At 48.2% G+C, this 18236-nt stretch carries 19 protein-coding genes; all 19 read left to right on the top strand.

Annotated features, from left to right (window positions below; all coding sequences use genetic code 11):
• Positions 1-72 precede the first annotated feature (72 nt).
• A complete protein-coding gene (locus tag HPY31_RS28105; protein WP_172143265.1) occupies positions 73-1167 on the top strand; it encodes a dipeptide epimerase in 1095 nt (364 codons plus the stop codon).
• A gap of 1 nt (position 1168) precedes the next feature.
• On the top strand, positions 1169-2086 hold the full coding sequence (locus tag HPY31_RS28100; RefSeq protein WP_172143243.1) for a C40 family peptidase: 918 nt from the start codon (positions 1169-1171) through the stop codon (positions 2084-2086).
• 25 nt (positions 2087-2111) lie between these two features.
• Complete coding sequence (locus tag HPY31_RS28095; protein ID WP_172143242.1) at positions 2112-3071, top strand: ABC transporter ATP-binding protein; 960 nt, start codon at positions 2112-2114, stop codon at positions 3069-3071.
• A 251-nt stretch (positions 3072-3322) separates the two neighbouring features.
• Positions 3323-4267 carry a sigma-70 family RNA polymerase sigma factor gene (locus HPY31_RS28090; RefSeq protein ID WP_172143241.1) on the top strand — a complete coding sequence of 315 codons (945 nt, stop codon included), beginning with the start codon at positions 3323-3325 and terminating at the stop codon, positions 4265-4267.
• 163 nt (positions 4268-4430) lie between these two features.
• On the top strand, positions 4431-5303 hold the full coding sequence (gene hslO / locus HPY31_RS28085; RefSeq protein ID WP_016738840.1) for an Hsp33 family molecular chaperone HslO: 873 nt from the start codon (positions 4431-4433) through the stop codon (positions 5301-5303).
• Positions 5304-5331: 28 nt separating this feature from the next.
• Positions 5332-6234: a peptidyl-prolyl cis-trans isomerase gene (locus tag HPY31_RS28080; protein WP_172143240.1), complete on the top strand. Its 903-nt coding sequence runs from the start codon at positions 5332-5334 to the stop codon at positions 6232-6234.
• A gap of 82 nt (positions 6235-6316) precedes the next feature.
• The gene (gene cysK, locus HPY31_RS28075) at positions 6317-7249 is read left to right on the top strand and encodes a cysteine synthase A (RefSeq protein WP_012683940.1); all 933 of its coding nucleotides are present in this window, start codon (positions 6317-6319) and stop codon (positions 7247-7249) included.
• Positions 7250-7369: 120 nt separating this feature from the next.
• On the top strand, positions 7370-8863 hold the full coding sequence (locus tag HPY31_RS28070) for an anthranilate synthase component I family protein (protein WP_172143239.1): 1494 nt from the start codon (positions 7370-7372) through the stop codon (positions 8861-8863).
• Positions 8864-8880: 17 nt separating this feature from the next.
• Positions 8881-9465, top strand: a complete 585-nt coding sequence (pabA, locus tag HPY31_RS28065) for an aminodeoxychorismate/anthranilate synthase component II (protein WP_172143238.1) — start codon at positions 8881-8883, stop codon at positions 9463-9465.
• A 181-nt stretch (positions 9466-9646) separates the two neighbouring features.
• Entirely contained in the window at positions 9647-11008 is a 1362-nt protein-coding gene (locus HPY31_RS28060) for an alkaline phosphatase (RefSeq protein ID WP_172143264.1), read from the top strand.
• A 142-nt stretch (positions 11009-11150) separates the two neighbouring features.
• A complete protein-coding gene (gene tatA, locus HPY31_RS28055; protein WP_012683944.1) occupies positions 11151-11321 on the top strand; it encodes a twin-arginine translocase TatA/TatE family subunit in 171 nt (56 codons plus the stop codon).
• 38 nt (positions 11322-11359) lie between these two features.
• Complete coding sequence (pabC, locus tag HPY31_RS28050) at positions 11360-12205, top strand: aminodeoxychorismate lyase (RefSeq protein ID WP_172143237.1); 846 nt, start codon at positions 11360-11362, stop codon at positions 12203-12205.
• A 52-nt stretch (positions 12206-12257) separates the two neighbouring features.
• Positions 12258-13445, top strand: coding sequence for a dihydropteroate synthase (gene folP / locus HPY31_RS28045; RefSeq protein WP_172143236.1), 1188 nt, complete (start codon positions 12258-12260; stop codon positions 13443-13445).
• Positions 13446-13448: 3 nt separating this feature from the next.
• On the top strand, positions 13449-13820 hold the full coding sequence (folB, locus tag HPY31_RS28040; RefSeq protein WP_172143235.1) for a dihydroneopterin aldolase: 372 nt from the start codon (positions 13449-13451) through the stop codon (positions 13818-13820).
• Positions 13817-14347, top strand: coding sequence for a 2-amino-4-hydroxy-6-hydroxymethyldihydropteridine diphosphokinase (folK, locus tag HPY31_RS28035; RefSeq protein ID WP_016738831.1), 531 nt, complete (start codon positions 13817-13819; stop codon positions 14345-14347). Before folB ends, folK begins: the two co-directional genes overlap by 4 nt.
• Positions 14299-14508, top strand: coding sequence for a helix-turn-helix domain-containing protein (locus HPY31_RS28030; RefSeq protein WP_012683949.1), 210 nt, complete (start codon positions 14299-14301; stop codon positions 14506-14508). Before folK ends, HPY31_RS28030 begins: the two co-directional genes overlap by 49 nt.
• Positions 14509-14578: 70 nt before the next feature.
• Positions 14579-15607 carry a tRNA dihydrouridine synthase DusB gene (dusB, locus tag HPY31_RS28025; protein WP_012683950.1) on the top strand — a complete coding sequence of 343 codons (1029 nt, stop codon included), beginning with the start codon at positions 14579-14581 and terminating at the stop codon, positions 15605-15607.
• Positions 15608-15824: 217 nt separating this feature from the next.
• On the top strand, positions 15825-16301 hold the full coding sequence (gene greA / locus HPY31_RS28020) for a transcription elongation factor GreA (protein WP_007725265.1): 477 nt from the start codon (positions 15825-15827) through the stop codon (positions 16299-16301).
• Positions 16302-16403: 102 nt separating this feature from the next.
• The gene (gene lysS, locus HPY31_RS28015) at positions 16404-17924 is read left to right on the top strand and encodes a lysine--tRNA ligase (protein WP_016738830.1); all 1521 of its coding nucleotides are present in this window, start codon (positions 16404-16406) and stop codon (positions 17922-17924) included.
• The last annotated feature ends 312 nt before the right edge of the window (positions 17925-18236 follow it).

Genomic DNA, 18236 nt, shown 5'->3' with positions numbered 1-18236 from the left:
TGCTATAATTTAGTATGTCTATTAGAAAAAACACGAAAGAAAGCACGAGTTCTGGAGAAGATGGAGGAAAACATGATTATTCAAGCCATCGAAGTAAAACGAATATCTGTTCCATTGAAAAAGCCTTTTAAAACGGCTTTGCGTACGGTGCATAGTCTGGAATCGGTTCTGGTGAAAATTACCTGCGACAACGGTATGGTCGGGTGGGGCGAAGCTTCGGCTACTGTCGTCATTACCGGAGACAGCATCGAAAGCATCGAGTCGGCGATTATGAATACGATGAGACCTCAGCTCATCGGCTTGAATTTGCTTGCCTATGAACGAGTTTTCCAAACCTTGCACCAATCCATGGTAGGAAATACGAGTGCGAAGGCAGCGGTAGACATTGCGTTGTACGACCTTATTTCTCAGCGCGCAGGAATGCCGTTGTATCAATTCCTGGGTGGCTACCGTGACCAATTGGAGACGGACTATACCGTCAGCGTGAACTCCCCGAAAGAAATGGGCGAGGATGCCGCTGCCTATCTCAAGCAAGGCTTTCACGTACTGAAAATCAAGGTCGGCAAGGACAATATCGAGGATGACATTTTGCGCATCCAGGAAATTCGCAAATCCGTGGGCAATCAGGTGAAGATTCGTCTTGATGCCAACCAGGGATGGAATGTAAAAGAAGCGGTGCAATCCATTCGCAAAATGGAGGACATGGGTCTTGGCATCGAACTCATTGAGCAGCCTGTAAAAGCGCATGATTTGGAAGGCTTGAAGCGGGTAACAGATTCGGTCGATACGCCCATCATGGCTGACGAGAGTGTGTTTTCACCAGCGCAGGCCCTGCAGGTTTTGCAAAACCGTGCGGCTGACATGATTAATATCAAGCTGATGAAGGCTGGTGGCATTTACAAAGCACAATTGATCAACCAATTGGCTGAAGAGTACGGTATTCCATGTATGGTTGGCAGCATGATCGAATCGCGTCTGGCTGTTTCAGCAGCAGCTCATTTTGCGGCCAGCAAGAAAAACATCACCCGCTTTGATTTCGATGCCCCGTTGATGCTTTTGCACGATGGCATAGAAGGTGGCGTAACATACGAAGGTCGCTTGATGCGCATGCCAGAAGAGTCTGGGCTCGGTATTCGTTCCGTTAGCCTGTGGGAGGGGGAGAACTAAGATGAAATCTGCCATTGTTTCTGTCTCTGTTGCCACTGTGTGGACCAAGCCGGAGTCGCCGCGTGATATTGACCAAGTAGCACTCAAATCCCCGGTAGATGCACGAGGCTGGCTCGCTTCCCTAACTGTGGAGGAGAAGCTTGGTTTTTACGACAATAACGCGATTCAAACACAAGCACTGTACGGTACCCGCGTAGAGGTAGTCGAGGAGCAAGGGGAATGGTCACAGGTACAGATTCCTGATCAGACTACGAACAAAAATGCAACAGGCTATCCTGGCTGGATTCCGTCTCGCCAGCTAGCACCGTGGTCAGATGCTTTTGAGGTACAGCCAGGCCAAAAGCTAGCGATGGTCACAGCGGCGTTTACCCGTCTACATACAGCCGACAAAAAGCCAGACCTGGAGCTTGCCTTTTTGACCAAACTGCCGCTGATTGAGGAAACAGCAGACTGGGTAACGGTAGCGACACCGAACGGCACGGGACTTTTGCCAAAAGCAGATGTCCAAATCGTGAAAGCAAACGAGCCCATCGAGCTTTCCGGTAATCGTGGAGAGGCAATCGTAGAAGCGGGCAAGCGATTCCTCAAGCTGCATTATTTATGGGGCGGCATGTCCTCTTACGGGTATGACTGCTCAGGATTTGCGTACAACATGCACCGTTCTGTCGGTCTCCAGATTCCGCGTGATGCATCTGATCAGGCAAAAGCCGGACAGCTCGTGGAAAAAGAAGCTTTGCTTCCGGGCGATCTGCTGTTTTTTGCCCATGAAGAGGGGAAAGGCAGAGTCCATCACGTGGGCATTTATATAGGGAATGGTGAAATGATTCATTCTCCGGATTCGCGAAGTGCCATCGAGATCGTCAAGCTGGATGGCTACAAGCTCGAAAAGGAACATTGCGTCTCCAGACGATACTGGTAAACGGATAACGGGGAGGAGTGGCCAGATGCAACGAAAGAAGCTGGTCCAGGTAAAGAACCTGACAAAGACCTTTACGTTGGGTAAAGGGCTCTCACTTACGGCAGCGGACAATGTTTCCTTCGATATATACGAGGGGGAAACGTTTGGACTGGTAGGGGAATCTGGCTGCGGCAAATCGACCACAGGCCGTACAATCATTGGCTTGTATCAACCGACGACAGGTGAGGTTATTTTTGACGGGCAAAACGTCCATCAGGCATCATCTGCTGAGCGGAGCAGGCTGACACGCCATATGCAAATGATTTTTCAGGACCCGTATGCTTCTCTGAACCCCCGAATGAACATTTCAGAAATCATTTCGGAGGGCTTGCATCTAAATGGACTATATAAAGGGAAGGAACGGATGAACCGTGTGATCGAGCTGTTGGAGATGGTTGGCTTGCAAAAAGAGCATGCCAACCGTTTCCCGCACGAGTTCAGTGGTGGTCAGCGACAGCGGATAGGGATTGCGCGGGCACTTGCCGTCAATCCAACCTTCATCATTGCTGATGAGCCGATTTCCGCACTCGATGTTTCGGTTCAGGCACAGGTCGTTAATCTAATGAAGAAATTGCAGCAGGAACAAAAGCTGACGTACTTGTTTATCGCGCATGATTTGGCGATGGTCAAGCACATCAGTGACCGGATTGGCGTCATGTACCTGGGCAATATGGTCGAGATGACTGCCAGTGAAATTCTTTACGAATCACCGAAGCATCCTTACACCCAGGCGTTGTTGTCGGCCATACCTGTCCCCGATCCTGATTTGGAGAAAAGCCGCGAGCGTACCATTATCGAAGGTGACGTTCCGAGTCCGATCAATCCACCTAGCGGCTGTGTGTTCCGCACGCGCTGTCCGGTAGCCAAAGCCGTATGCGCCGAAAAGAAGCCTATCTGGCAGGAAGTGGACACCAACCACTTCGTCGCCTGTCACCTGTATCAGTAGCCTTTGTTTTTATCAGAAGATTCGACATTGTCTTTTTGCCATCCTTGGTTAATGAGGATGGCTTTTTCTTCATAAACTTTTAACTCTAGCCTATGAAAGGGCTTTCATCAACTATTCTGAGAGGAGAACTGTTAATATTCTGTTAACTGGCAGGAATCGGACAGGTTTTGTCGAAATACGGATACAGTAAAACATTCCGTGACTCACCTACTTCATCGTGATCTTCCATTCCAGAGAAGTGAGGGTTGCATATGACTCTGAGTACCTCCTCGTTCCATTCAACTCCCCGTCGTTGGCGGGAAGTGGAGACACAGTTGGGAATTGTTGTCCCTAGATCGCTTCGATCGGACACTTCTGCTCTACTGTTTTTGGAAAGCGTCGCTGCAACACCTATGTTGGACAAAGAAGAAGAGCTTGCTTGCCTGATTCGCTATCAAAGGGATGGCGATCTTGAAGCACGTGAAACGATTGTGCGCGCCTATTTACGATACGTAGTTAGTACCGCTTTGCGCCATTTGAAAAGAGGGATGCCGTTCCTGGATTTGATTCAGGAGGGCACGATAGGTTTGTTTACCGCGATTGACAAATTTGATGTGGGACGAGGCGTGCGTCTCTATCATTACTCGCACTGGTGGATCTCTCAAGCGATCACCCGTGCCATCAACGACAAAGCAACTCTGATTCGCATTCCTGTCCACATGCATGAGCAGATTCGCCAGTATCAGAAGCAAGTACTACATCTCGTCCATGCTTTGAACCGGACGCCAGATCGGCAGGAGATTGCCGTACTCTTGGATATTCCATTAGAAAAGGTGGAAGCCATTGAACTGGCTCTCATGATGAAAATGGAATCAATCGACGCTGAACTGGACAGTGAGAAATGGCAGGCTTGGCATGAAGACGAGAGCTTGAGCTACGCAGAAATCATGGATGATGGGTTGGCCTCGCTGGATGACTGGATTGAAAAAGTAGACCTTCGCTCGCAAATGCGCGCAGCGTTGGATCGACTTAGTCCCCGCGCCCAAGAAATTATCTCCATGCGTTATGGTCTCTATGATGACCAAGTGTACACGCTGGAGGAAGTGGGGAAAATGTTTGGTCTTACCCGCGAGCGTATTCGCCAAATTGAAGCGACGACGATTGACCGATTGCGAACGCAAAAAGCCTCGCACGTATTAAAAGATTATTTAACCTAACATAGGATTTAGTGATTTCGGCCCCTCTTCGTACAGAGGGGTCTTTTCTGTCAGAAATGGTCGAATCCTCAAAGTGTCAGACTCACAGCGGGAGAGGCGTAGTCTTTTTCTCCTTGTGGTAAACTGGTAAGATAGCTTCATGATTGAAAAGGAGGATCGCTACATGGGCGATTATATGATAAGAGCAACTGGTTTTAATGGGCATGTTCGTGCATTTGCCGCACGCACGACAGAATCTGTCGAAGATATGCGTCGTCGTCACGACATGTGGAATACAGCGACAGCAGCAGCGGGACGTACGCTGACTATTACCTTGATGATGGGAGCTATGTTAAAAGGAAACGAGAGCCTCCATGTCAAAGTAAAAGGAGGCGGACCAATCGGGCAGATCATGGCGGAAGCAAACGCACATGGTGAAGGAATCGCGTATGTATCCAACCCGCATGTACACTTTGAGCTAAACGATAAAGGCAAGCTCGATGTAGCACGTGCAGTGGGAACAGACGGGTTTGTGTACGTAACGAAAGATCTCGGTCTCAAGGAGCCGTATCAAGGCAGCGCGCCGATCGTTTCTGGTGAGATTGGGGAAGACTTCACGTATTATTTTGTGATGTCCGAGCAAACGCCTTCAGCAGTAGGGGTGGGTGTACTGGTTAATCCTGAGGACCGTTCTGTTTTGGCTGCGGGTGGTTTTATTCTTCAGCTGTTGCCGAATACGCCTGAAGAGGTTGTGGCAGCCATTGAAGAGCGCCTAGGACAGCTTCCACAGGTTTCTCGCATGATTGGCGAAGGTTTGACTCCTGAAGAGATTTTGGCCCGCGTATTGGATGAGCCAAAAATCCTGAGCCGCACGGAGATTCAATTTAGCTGTAAATGTTCAGCGGATAAGGTAGTTCAGGCACTGATCAGCATGGGACGCGAAGAAATGGAAGGTCTGATTGAGGAACAGGGCGAAGCAGAAGTACACTGTCATTTCTGTAATGAACGTTACCATTATGACAGATCCGCGTTGGAAGACATCCTGAAAGACATGTAAGCGCGGCGTCAAGTAGGGGAGTGTTGGCATGACCAACGTAAAAGGGTTGTGGGCATTCATTGGGGCGCTTGTGTTGTTGCTGCTTGCCGTTACCTGGGCATGGTACCAGGCATCAGGCAAGCTGCAGCCTGCCGCCATCGTAGGGGATAAGACGATTAGCAACGACGAGTATGTAACGGCGCTGAAACAAAAGTTCGGTAAGCAAGTGCTAAACGACATGATTAATCGGGAAGTCGTTTTTCAAGAGGCTAAGCGATCCGGCATTACGGTTGATCCGAAGCAGCTGGAGCAAGAGCTTTCCCAGATTCGCGACAGTTACGGCAGTCGGACAGACAGCGAGTTTGAGGCTGCGCTAATCAAACAAGCGGGGACGACCGTGGAAGCCCTAAAGCAAGAGATTTCTTATCAAATCCTGCTGCAAACCCTGGCAACGAAGGACATGACCATCAAGGATGAAGAAATAATAAACGTCTACAATAGCCGATCTGACCGTTATACCCGACCGATGCAGGTGCGTTTAGGACAAATCGTCGTGGCTTCACAAAAAGAAGCGGAACAAGTTTTGGCTGATTTAAAAAACGGGGCCGACTTTCAGACGATTGCCAAAGCGCGTTCGATTGATGCGGATACAGCGGTGAATGGCGGCGATGTAGGCTGGGTTTCCATCAAGGATAATCGATTGCCTGACGAGGCGAAGCCCATTGTAGAAAAGCTGGAGAAAGACAAATATAGCGAAGCGATCAAAATACAAGATCAATACGTCATTTATCAACTGACAGAGCGCAGGGAAGCCAGTCAACGGACGTTTGAAGAGGTAAAAGATGAGCTGCGCCGAGAAATCGCATTTGCCCAGGTCGAGTCGCTGGATGTCGTGCTGGAGCGATTGCGAAAATCGGTAGGGGTCCAGATTTCTGGGCAAGTGCCTCATTGACCAAATAGGCTACCGTTGATATAATTATGTCAATAAATCCTAGCGTTTTACTCGGTTATGAAAAATAGGAGGGGCAGAACATATGCGCGTGGCTAATTCCATTACCGATTTGATTGGTTTTACTCCGCTTGTAAAGCTGAATCGTGTTGTCACCGAAGATATTGCAGACATTTACTTGAAGCTGGAGTTCTTCAACCCAGGAAGCAGTGTAAAAGACCGAATTGCGTTGTCGATGATTGAGGCAGCAGAGGCAGATGGGAGTCTAAAACCGGGTGATACCATCATTGAACCTACGAGCGGAAATACCGGTATTGGACTCGCGATGGTTGCTGCTGCAAAAGGATATCGTGCTATTCTGGTCATGCCAGAGACGATGAGTATGGAGCGACGCAACCTGTTGCGTGCGTATGGTGCGGAGCTGGTTCTCACACCAGGCAGCGAAGGGATGGGCGGAGCGATTCGCAAAGCGGAAGAGCTGGCGAAAGAAGATAGCTCTTATTTCATTCCGCAACAATTTAAAAATCTAGCAAACCCGGCTATTCACCGCGAGACGACTGCCCGTGAGCTGTTGGACCAAGCGAAGGAAATCGGCGGTGTAGATGCGTTTATTTCCGGTATCGGTACAGGCGGAACGATTACGGGTGTAGGGCAAGTTCTTCGTGAACACTATCCGAATGTACAAATCGTGGCTGTTGAGCCTGCGGCTTCGCCAGTTTTGTCCGGCGGCAAACCAGGTCCACATAAGATCCAAGGTATCGGGGCTGGCTTTGTCCCGGATATTCTCGATACACAAATTTACGACGAAATCATTAAGGTAGAAAACGAGGACGCTTTTGAAACGGCGCGTCGTGTAGCTCGTCAGGAAGGCATTCTCGGCGGGATTTCTTCTGGAGCAGCGATCCATGCGGCTCTGCAAGTAGCAGCGAAGCTTGGCAAAGGCAAAAAAGTGATCGCTATCATTCCTTCGAATGGAGAGCGTTATTTGTCCACGCCTCTGTATCAGTTCGAAGATTAATTGTAAAAATATACCGCAAGACCACGGAGCGCCAGGTTGGCGACGTGGTCTTTTCTTTTTGTGTCAGGCAACTATATAATGAACGGATAAATAGTGAAAACCGGAGCGTGAAGAGGAAGAATGTTCCCTACCTTTGCTGATTGCAAGACATATGCCTTATCTTATTCATTGGTTCCCCTAGCCTTGCGTAGACCATGGTCTACGACGATTGATCCGTGGCAGGTACTCACAAAACTACAGCCTTCTCTGCAAAATGCTGTCCTGTTGGAAAGTGGACGAGCTGGGCGGTATACCTTTTTGGCATATGAGCCTATCGCTACGCTGCGCAGTCAGCGAGGAGAAACCATCGTTTCGTACCCAGAAGGAAAAATCGAGAGCATAGAAGCTAAAAACCCATTGAATGCTTTACGAGAGTTGCTCTCTCGTTACCGTACGCCTGTGCTTCCAGGTATGCCAGATTTTGCTGGCGGAGCGGTAGGCTATATTAGCTATGAGATGAACCGCTTTTTTGAGCCTAGCTTGCTACAGATAGCGACTGATGACTTACAGTTGCCAGACCTGTATGTTATGATAATGCAAGACCTTCTAGTCTTTGATCATGAGACCCGAGAGATCATTTGTCTGACGCATTTGAATGCGGGAAATTTGACCGAAGAGAGCTATCGACAAGCAGCACTCCAGCTGGAAAAACGTATGGACTCGATTGCTTCCTTGGCAATGGATCGCGATGAGACAGATTGGGAAGCTTTGCGCAAAAGACCGCTTGCAAAGCTAGTGCCAGCGTCCGTATCCTTTGGCAAAGACCAATTCGAGGAAGCCGTTCGCCGGGTGCAGGAGTACATTGCCCAAGGGGATGTTTTTCAGGTCAATCTGTCGGTACGGCAAAGTAAGCCGGTGCAAGTGACTGCCCCAGAAGTGTACGATGTGCTTCGCAAGCTGAATCCGTCGCCTTATATGGGCTATCTGAGCTTCCCTGAATTTCAATTGGTTAGTGCCTCGCCAGAGCTACTTGTAAAAGTAAAAGGCAAGGAAGTGCATACGCGTCCAATCGCCGGTACACGTCCGCGTGGATTAACGGACGAGCAAGACGATGCATTGGCCCGTGAACTGATTGATAATGAAAAGGAACGCGCAGAGCATGTCATGCTGGTTGATCTGGAACGCAATGACATGGGCCGTGTCTGTCGCTTTGGCAGCGTGGAGGTCAGCGAATTCATGGTCGTGGAGAAATATTCCCACGTCATGCATATCGTCTCTCATGTCAAAGGAGAGCTGGCAGCAGGCAAGGATGCGCTTGATGCGATCGAAGCGACTTTTCCGGGAGGGACGATCACCGGAGCGCCCAAGGTTCGCACGATGGAAATCATCGAAGAGCTGGAGCCAGTCAAGCGAGGCGTCTATACGGGATCAATCGGCTGGTTTGGCTTCAATGGTGATATCGAGGTCAACATTGCCATCCGCACGATGGTGATCAAGGATGGCGTAGCTCATGTCCAGGCTGGAGCGGGTATCGTGATTGACTCGGTTCCAGAGGCCGAGTACGCCGAGTCATTGAAAAAAGCAGAAGCGTTGTGGAAAGCACTTGAGTTGAGCGAGCAGAGAACGATGAGTTGAGAGGAGACGAGTGTACGATGATTTTGATGATTGATAACTACGATTCCTTTACCTACAATTTGGTGCAGTATGTGGGAGAGCTTGGGGAAGAGCTCCAAGTGTATCGCAACGACAAGATTACGCTGGAAGAAATCGAGCGACTGGCACCTGATTATTTGATGGTGTCTCCAGGACCGTGCACGCCAAATGAAGCGGGGATCAGCATGGATGCGATCCGCCATTTTGCCGGAAAAATTCCGATTTTGGGTGTTTGCTTGGGCCATCAATCCATTGGACAAGTGTTTGGCGGAAAAGTCATTCGGGCCGAGCGCTTGATGCACGGAAAGACATCGGAAGTTTTCCATGATGGCAAAACTATCTTTCAGGACATCCCGTCCCCTTTTACAGCGGCACGCTACCATTCCTTGATTATCGAGGAAGCGTCAATTCCGAGTGAGCTGGAAGTAACCGCTCGGACAGCCGAAGGTGAAATTATGGCTGTGCGCCATCGGGAGTACCCAATTGAGGGCGTCCAGTTCCACCCTGAATCGATTATTACCGAGCACGGCAAGCAATTGCTGAAGAACTTCCTTTCCGCATACGCGCGCCATACGACAGGTTAACACATAGATACGACAGGAAAACCGCCTTTTTTCGAGGGCGGTTTTTTGTGTTCTTCGACAAATGTAAATCTATCTTTACTGTTTCCTTAAACTTCTTTACATTGCCTACGTCATTTCTCAATATTGGAAGATTACAATCAAGCTGAAATTAAATAATAATTCATTTCTTAGGAGGTACATGATGTTCCGTACATTCCCCAAAAAACTCGTTCCCGTGGCAGTAATCTCCTCGCTGGCTTTTACAGCGTTCTTCGGCCCTACTACAGATCTTGTAAAAGCAGCAGAAAATAATAACAACGCAAAAGTGAAAAATGTAATCTTCTTGATCGGTGACGGCATGGGTACTGCTTACACAACCGCACATCGTTACATGAAGGACGACCCTTCGACTCCACTGATGGAGCCAACAGAATTCGATAAATATTTGGTCGGTGCACAAATGACTTACGCAGAAGACCACAAGCAAAACATTACAGACTCCGCATCTGCTGCTACGGCGATGTCTTCCGGTAAAAAAACATACAATAATGCCATTGCGGTAGACAACGACAAATCAGAAGTAGAAACGGTACTCGAGCGTGCGAAAAAAGTTGGTAAATCTACTGGCTTGGTAGCGACCTCCGAAATTACACATGCTACTCCGGCTTCTTATGGCGCTCATGACGAAAGCCGCAAGAATATGGATGCGATTGCGAATGATTACTATGATTTGAAAATTAACGGCGAGCATTCTATTGACGTAATGCTTGGCGGTGGCTTGAAAAACTTCGTTCGTAAAGATCGTGACCTGACGAAAGAGTTTAAGAAAGATGGCTACAGCTACGTTACTTCGAAGAGCGAACTATTGGACGACAAAAACGGCAAAATTCTCGGATTGTTTGCAGATGGCGGAATGGACAAAATGATTGACCGCTCCAAGGAAACACCTTCCCTGGAAGAAATGACAAATGCTGCGATCGATCGTCTGAGCAAGAACAAGAATGGGTTCTTCCTGATGGTAGAAGGAAGCCAAATTGACTGGGCTGGTCATGACAACGATATCGTTGGCGCGATGAGCGAGATGGAAGATTTCGAGAGAGCTTTCAAAGCAGCGATTGATTTCGCGAAGAAAGATGGCCATACGCTGGTTATCGCAACTGCTGACCACTCCACGGGTGGATTGTCTGTAGGAGCTAAGGATGAGTACAACTTCTTGGTAGATCCAATCAAAGCCGTGAAACGTACCCCTGATTTCATTTCGACTGAAATTGCAAAAGGTGCAAATGTAGAAGAAACACTCAAGAAGTACATTGACCTGGAGCTGACTCCGGAAGAAATCGCGTCTGTGAAGAAAGCTACTGAAACAAAAGACCAAGTGAAAATTGATAATGCCATCGAAGCGATTATCGATACACGCTCTTTTACTGGCTGGACAACAGGTGGACACACAGGTGAGGATGTAAACGTCTATGCGTATGGTCCTGGTAAAGAAAAAGTATCTGGATTGATCGACAACACCAAAAACGCGGATGTCATTTTCGAAATCCTGGGCGGGAAAAAATAAGCGAGAGTAAAATTTTTGCGAGTGATGGGCTACCATGCTACAGTGGTAGCCTTTTTCGCTTGGGACTGGGAGTAGATTGGGAGCTTTATGCACATCCTTTGAAGAGACTGGGTAATTGACAGGAAAAGGAGTGTTGCCAGCAATGCTGTCGAGCATCGGTATTCCCGGATTGATTTTGCTCTTGATCATTTCCTTGTTGCTTTTCGGACCGAAGAAGCTGCCGGAGATTGGTCGTGCAGTCGGACAGACTTTGAATGAGTTTAAGCTCTCGATGAAAGATTTGACGCCGGATGAAGAGGAGAAAAAGATGTGATATGATGCTCTCGACTATATTATCGGGAGAGAGCGCAGATGCACGTTTATGTAAACGGAACGATTTGTCCGGCTCATGAGGCTACCGTATCGGTATTGGATCACGGGTTTTTGTACGGTATTGGTTTGTTTGAAACATTACGTGTATACGACCGCAAGCTATTTCTATGGGATGCCCATTACGCCCGGCTTTGTTCCGGGCTTTTTGCGTTGCAGATTCAACCTGCTTGGACCAAGGAAGAGCTGGCAGAAGCCATCTTGATGACCATCGATGCCAACGAGTTGCGTGATGCATACGTCCGCTTGAGTATTACGGCAGGTGAAGAAGGAGTGGGCTTGGTAGCAGGGGGATACGAGCGTCCGTCCTTATTCGTATTTGCCAAACCTGTAGTACCTCTGGCATTACCTCCCGTGCCAAAACGGTTGCAGACTTTGGCGTTGGCTAGACAGACAGCAGAAGGCCAGCAGCGCTTTAAATCGCACAATTACTTAAACAATGCTCTTGCACGCCAAGAACTCGGTGCCCGTCCCGATGTGGAAGGTCTGTTTTTGACGCACGATGGCTTCGTGGCGGAAGGAATTGTTAGCAATGTGTTCTGGGTCAAGAACGGCCAGTTGTTTACCCCTTCTATTGATACGGGCATTCTTGATGGTGTGACGCGGCGACATGTTTTGGCGTTGGCACAGCAATTATCGATGCCTGTCGAAGAAGGTCGATATCGCTTGGAAGAGCTGCTCAACGCTGATGAAGTCTTTACGACAAATTCCGTGCAAGAGATCGTTCCGATTACCGAAATTGACGGGTATTCCGTCCCTTCGACATATGGTGCATATTCGTGCGAACTGCACCGCGCCTACCGTCAGTCTGTAGCGGCTAGCGAGTAAATTATGGTATGCTACTATTCAATGTGCGAAGACGGAAAAAGGGAGTTTGATCATGAAATACAATTCATTTCGAATCCATGCTGCGACCTTCGCTGAGATGGTATCGGAGCTTGTCAAAAGGGGGGTTCCTGTTCCGGAAGCCGAACGCATGACGGAAGCGGGGACGAGCCTGAAGATTCACACGGAAAACATGAGTGTGGCAACAGCACAGAGTGTGAGAGAGATTATGCACTCTTTCGATGCGGAAGCTGTTATCTCAGACCAACCAGGTACCGTCGACAAAAAATACGTGCTGCTGTTGGCTTCACACAAGAAGATGGATTTGGCGTTGGATTATATGAAAACCCAAACAGAAGAACTACGAGCGTTGGCGGTAGAGGTACGGGAAGTTTTAGCTATGCCTGCCAAGCTTCGTGCGCGGCGCGAGCTGAACTGTGGCCAGTATGTCCTGCCATTGGGAGAGCGTACGCTAGTCATGGGTATTTTGAATGTGACACCTGATTCATTTTCGGATGGCGGTCGCTATGTCGATGTGGAGGCAGCACTGGCACAAGCGCGTGCGATGGTTGAAGCTGGAGCTGACCTGATTGATATCGGGGGAGAATCGACACGTCCGGGGTCGGAAGCAGTCGATGAGGCGACGGAGCTGGACAGAGTGCTGCCAGTCATTCGGATGCTTTCGCAGGAATTGTCTGTTCCGCTGTCCATTGATACTTACAAAGCTGCGGTTGCAGAACGGGCTATTATGGAGGGGGCACATATCATCAATGATGTATGGGGAGCGAAGCGTGACCCGCGGATGGCAGAGGTAGCTGCTCGTCTTGATGTACCCATTATCCTGATGCACAACCGCGAAGACACGGACTATCACGACTTTTTCCCAAACTATATCAAAGACCTGCGTGAGTCCGTACAGATCGCCTTGCAGGCAGGGGTAAAGCAGGAGCGAATCATCCTCGATCCGGGGATCGGGTTTGTAAGGACTGTCGAGCAAAATCTCGAAACGATGCGCAGGCTGGATGATCTGGTAGGGCTGGGCTATCCCGTTCTACTTGCTACTTCACGCAAGCGGATGATTGGTCATGTTCTCGACTTGCCTGTAGATGAGCGTGTCGAAGGTACGGCAGCGACAGTTGCTCTCGGGGCGGCAAAAGGCTGTCATATGGTACGGGTGCATGATGTCAAAGAAATGAAGCGCGTTACGAAGATGATGGACGCGATGCTAAAAGGGGGCATTTAAGCCTTGGATAAAATCTACTTCAATGGCATGTCTTTTTACGGATATCACGGTGTGTTTGGAGCAGAGGCTGAACTAGGTCAACGGTTTTATGTCGATTTGGAGCTATCGCTCGATTTATCCAAAGCCGGAGCGAGTGACGATCTTCACGATACAGTCAATTACGCCGATATCTTTACTTGTGTGCAAAAAATTGTCGAGGGTGAACGATTTCATCTGGTAGAAAAACTGACCGTTGTGATAGCAGAACGTCTACTGGAGCAATTCCCTTTGCATGAAGTCAAAGCAAAAGTGACCAAGCCGAATCCGCCGATCAATGGGCATTATGAGTCGGTTGCGATTGAGATGATCCGTAGAAGAGAGGATTTTGCTTCATGACAGTTTGTGCGTATTTGGCGCTAGGCTCCAATCTCGGGGATCGGGCACAGAACTTGCGCCGGGCGATACAGAGATTGAACGAGCAACCTGGAATTCGCGTGCTACGTGTCTCCTCTGTTTATGAGACCGATCCATTTGGTTACGTCGAGCAAGATGCATTTCTAAATATGGCGATCGCTGTGGAAACAGAACAGAGCCCGGATCAGCTGCTAGAGACGGCTTTGTCAGTCGAGCGAGAGCTGGGTCGTGTACGAACGGTTCGATGGGGACCGCGCACGATTGATATTGACTTACTGTTGTACGGGACATCTCGTGTTTCGCAAGACAATCTGATGATTCCTCATCCTGGGCTGAGCGAGCGTGCTTTTGTACTCGTGCCGCTTCGAGACGTTTGGCAAGGCGGCGTTTTACCTGAGCATAACCAGACCATTGATCATTATCTTTCCTTATTGGTAGAAGATCACAAGGGGGTACGTGAGTGGGGAGCAATCAACTGGGAAATCGAATCCGGTCCTTCCGAAAGCTAAAAGGGTATACACAACAGTCCCTTTCGGACAAGATGGGAGTGTCATTGTCTTTTGTTGGATCACTAGAGAGAGGAACTCGTACGCCAACAGAGCCTGTATTACGGAAGATCGCCAGCACTTTACAGGTAGACTACGATGAATTATGTGCTATAAATAAGTGATGTAATGAAGTTTGGATAGGATTGTCCTCTCCAAGACCCCGACTAAGCGGGAATAAGGAGGCGAATATAGATGAAAATCGGCAATATTGAATTAAAGAACAACGTAGTGCTCGCTCCAATGGCAGGTGTTTGTAATCCTGCTTTTCGTCTGATTGCCAAGGAGTTCGGTACTGGATTGGTTTGTGCCGAGATGGTAAGCGATAAGGGCATTGTGCACGGAAACAAAAAAACGATAGATATGCTGTTTGTCGACGAACGCGAAAAACCACTAAGTTTGCAGATTTTTGGTGGAGACAAGGAAACCTTGGTGAGTGCAGCGAAATATGTAGACCAACATACGAACGCAGATATCATTGATATCAACATGGGTTGTCCTGTGCCGAAAATTACGAGCTGTGATGCAGGTGCGCGTCTGTTGCTCGATCCAGATAAAATCTACGAAGTCGTATCTTCTGTGGTCGATGCGGTCGACAAGCCGGTTACCGTGAAGATGAGATTGGGCTGGGACGAAGACCATCTGTACGTACTGGATAATGCCAAGGCAGTAGAACGTGCAGGCGGCAAAGCGATCGCTGTTCATGGACGCACCCGCGTACAAATGTACAAAGGGAAAGCGGACTGGGACTGGATCCGTCGAGTGAAGGAAACCGTTTCGATTCCGGTAATTGGAAACGGAGATGTGGCTACTCCTGAGGATGCGAGACGCATGCTGGATACAACAGGATGCGATGGTGTTATGATTGGACGGGCTGCGCTAGGAAATCCGTGGATGTTGTATCGCACCATTCAATACCTGACGACGGGAGAACTAGGTCCAGAGCCAACCGCACGTGAAAAGATGAATATTTGTTTATTGCATGCAGAGCGTTTAATCGCGCTGAAGGGTCCGAGAGTGGGAGTCCTTGAGATGCGTAAGCACGCGGCGTATTACTTGAAAGGCTTGAAGGGCTCGACGCACACGAAAAATCTCGTGAATGCGGTTGAGACAGAAGAGGAGCTTCGTAGCGTCCTCATGAACTTTGTCGACTGGATTGAAAACTACGCAGATGACAGCGAAGAACCGCTGGAAACAGCAAGTGATGAGGCTGTCAGCTACTAAAACTGGTGGTTCATTCCAGACATTGACAAGGGTTCCTTCATATCCTATAATACTCCGTAATATTGGGTGCCGAGCTGCCAGTCCTCACTGGCAGCTTTACCTTTGAACCTCACAGACGATTGCATTCTGCTGTATATTGTATAGAACATCTACATATAATCCTTTGTACTTTACCCAGTATAAATGGAATCATTTTTTAAAACGGGGGAATTGAACCATGTCTGAAAAAGAAGTCATCCTTACACCAGAAGGTTTAACAAAGCTGGAACAAGAGCTTGAAGATTTGAAAACGGTTAAACGTAAGGAAGTAGCTGCTCGTATTAAAGAAGCGATTAGCTTTGGAGATATCAGTGAGAACTCTGAATACGAAGAAGCAAAGAATGAGCAAGCGTTCATCGAAGGCCGCATTCTGACGTTGGAAAAAATGCTGCGCAATGCCCGTATCATCACAAATGAAGATGTAGATACAGGTGTTGTAAGCGTTGGATCCCGCGTGAAGCTGAAAGACCTAGAGTTTGGTGATGTTATGGATTACACGATTGTAGGTTCTGCTGAATCCGATCCGATGAACAACAAGATTTCCAACGAGTCCCCGGTAGGTCAAGCACTCCTCGGCAAAGCAAAAGGCGCGATTGTTGACGTGAACGTACCGGCAGGAGTCATTCAGTACGAGATTCTTGATATTAACCTGTAAGCAGTCGATCTATGGCGTACCTTTTGCGAGGTACGCCGTATCGCTATTATAAAAGTCTGTACAAAATTGTTAATGCAGGCATTTTCTAGAGGAGTGAGCAAAATGGCAAACGAGCAAGACCTTCAGCAAGAAGAACAGCAACAGGAAGGGCTCCACGAGCTTCTTCAAGTGCGTCACGACAAAATGAATCAATTGCGTGAGTGGGGCTTTGATCCGTTCGGTAAAAAATTCGAGCAAACGCATCACGCTGCAGATATAACAAAAGCATTTAGCGAAAAGAGCAAGGAAGATCTGGAAGCGGAAGAGAATGTGGTTACGATTGCAGGCCGCTTGATGGCGAAACGTGGAATGGGTAAGGCGAGCTTTGCTCAACTGCTGGATCGTTCCGGTCAAATTCAAATCTACGTCCGTCAGGATACCGTTGGCGAAGAGCTAAGCAAAGTATTTGATTTGGCTGATATCGGTGACATGATCGGTGTAACTGGTGTTGTTTTCAAAACAAAAACGGGTGAGCTCAGTGTAAAAGCAAAGGAACTATCCTACCTGACGAAGTCATTGCGTCCACTACCTGAGAAATACCATGGTCTCAAAGATATCGAGACTCGCTACCGTAAGCGTTACGTGGATTTGATTGTGAATCCAGAAGTTCGCGATACGTTCATTACACGTAGCCGCATTCTGACTTCGATGCGTCGTTATTTGGACAACCTTGGCTATCTGGAGGTAGAAACACCTACACTCCACGCGATTGCCGGTGGTGCATCTGCTCGTCCATTTATCACGCATCACAATGCGTTGGATATGCAACTGTATATGCGTATTGCAATTGAGCTGCACTTGAAACGCTTGATTGTCGGCGGCTTGGAGAAGGTGTATGAGATCGGTCGCGTATACCGCAACGAAGGAATCTCTACTCGTCACAACCCTGAGTTCACGATGATTGAGCTGTATGAAGCGTATGCCGACTACCAGGATATCATGAGCCTGACAGAGGAAATGGTTGCTCATATCGCACAAGAAGTATTAGGCACCATGAAAATTCAGTACCAAGGCAATGAGATTGACCTGACACCAAAATGGCGTCGTGTTCACATGGTAGATTTGATTAAGGAAAATCTCGGCGTCGATTTCTGGAAGGAAATGAGCGACGATGAAGCGCGTGCTTTGGCAAAAGAGCATGGCGTATCCGTTGAGCCTCACCATACGTTCGGACATGTAGTGAATGAATTCTTTGAGCAAAAGCTGGAGCATACGTTGATTCAGCCTACCTTTGTTTACGGTCATCCTGTAGCGATTTCGCCATTGGCGAAGAAAAATGACCAGGATCCGCGATTCACGGATCGTTTTGAGTTGTTTATCGTAGCTCGTGAGCATGCTAATGCATTTACAGAGCTCAATGATCCAATTGACCAGCGTGAACGCTTTGAAGCACAGCTCTTGGAAAAAGAAGCTGGCAACGACGAGGCGCATGATATGGACGACGATTTCATTGAAGCGCTTGAGTACGGTATGCCGCCAACTGGAGGATTAGGAATCGGAATTGACCGTCTGGTAATGCTGTTGACCAACTCTCCTTCCATTCGCGACGTACTGCTGTTCCCTCACATGCGTAACCGCGACTAGTCTTTTGTAGAATAGAACCATCTGAGAAAAACTCAGGTGGTTCTATTTTTTTTACTTGCACTAAAAAAGGTTAAGTGTTATATTAGTACCTGTTCTTCTTTTCTTACTTAATCGATCGCAAAAATGATGCGAAAATAGTTCTTGCTTTTTCCTCAAGGTATGTGATAGATTAATGAGGTCGCTGAAAAACACGTTGAAAAAACTTGTTGACACGGCCTGGACAACCTGATAAGATGAAATGGTTGTTGTGAAAATGTTCTTTGAAAACTGAACAGCGAAAGCGTTAATGAGTCTATCATTAAATGATTTGCC

The organism is Brevibacillus sp. HB1.3 (genome assembly GCF_013186635.1).
GTDB classification, from domain to species: Bacteria; Bacillota; Bacilli; order Brevibacillales; family Brevibacillaceae; genus Brevibacillus; species Brevibacillus brevis_D.
The sequence above is the reverse complement of the archived record's forward strand: the minus strand, read 5'-3'. Positions and strand labels throughout refer to the sequence as shown.

Excerpts from the sequence above, each read along its gene's own strand:
- dusB (WP_012683950.1), top strand. The coding sequence starts at position 14,579 with ATGAAAATCGGCAATATTGAATTAAAGAACAACGTAGTGCTCGCTCCA.
- HPY31_RS28105 (WP_172143265.1), top strand. The coding sequence starts at position 73 with ATGATTATTCAAGCCATCGAAGTAAAACGAATATCTGTTCCATTGAAA.
- folK (WP_016738831.1), top strand. The coding sequence starts at position 13,817 with ATGACAGTTTGTGCGTATTTGGCGCTAGGCTCCAATCTCGGGGATCGG.
- HPY31_RS28060 (WP_172143264.1), top strand. The coding sequence starts at position 9,647 with ATGTTCCGTACATTCCCCAAAAAACTCGTTCCCGTGGCAGTAATCTCC.
- HPY31_RS28095 (WP_172143242.1), top strand. The coding sequence starts at position 2,112 with ATGCAACGAAAGAAGCTGGTCCAGGTAAAGAACCTGACAAAGACCTTT.
- cysK (WP_012683940.1), top strand. The coding sequence starts at position 6,317 with ATGCGCGTGGCTAATTCCATTACCGATTTGATTGGTTTTACTCCGCTT.
- tatA (WP_012683944.1), top strand. The coding sequence starts at position 11,151 with ATGCTGTCGAGCATCGGTATTCCCGGATTGATTTTGCTCTTGATCATT.
- pabC (WP_172143237.1), top strand. The coding sequence starts at position 11,360 with ATGCACGTTTATGTAAACGGAACGATTTGTCCGGCTCATGAGGCTACC.
- HPY31_RS28100 (WP_172143243.1), top strand. The coding sequence starts at position 1,169 with ATGAAATCTGCCATTGTTTCTGTCTCTGTTGCCACTGTGTGGACCAAG.
- lysS (WP_016738830.1), top strand. The coding sequence starts at position 16,404 with ATGGCAAACGAGCAAGACCTTCAGCAAGAAGAACAGCAACAGGAAGGG.
- HPY31_RS28090 (WP_172143241.1), top strand. The coding sequence starts at position 3,323 with ATGACTCTGAGTACCTCCTCGTTCCATTCAACTCCCCGTCGTTGGCGG.
- HPY31_RS28080 (WP_172143240.1), top strand. The coding sequence starts at position 5,332 with ATGACCAACGTAAAAGGGTTGTGGGCATTCATTGGGGCGCTTGTGTTG.
- HPY31_RS28070 (WP_172143239.1), top strand. The coding sequence starts at position 7,370 with ATGTTCCCTACCTTTGCTGATTGCAAGACATATGCCTTATCTTATTCA.
- hslO (WP_016738840.1), top strand. The coding sequence starts at position 4,431 with ATGGGCGATTATATGATAAGAGCAACTGGTTTTAATGGGCATGTTCGT.
- folP (WP_172143236.1), top strand. The coding sequence starts at position 12,258 with ATGAAATACAATTCATTTCGAATCCATGCTGCGACCTTCGCTGAGATG.
- greA (WP_007725265.1), top strand. The coding sequence starts at position 15,825 with ATGTCTGAAAAAGAAGTCATCCTTACACCAGAAGGTTTAACAAAGCTG.
- pabA (WP_172143238.1), top strand. The coding sequence starts at position 8,881 with ATGATTTTGATGATTGATAACTACGATTCCTTTACCTACAATTTGGTG.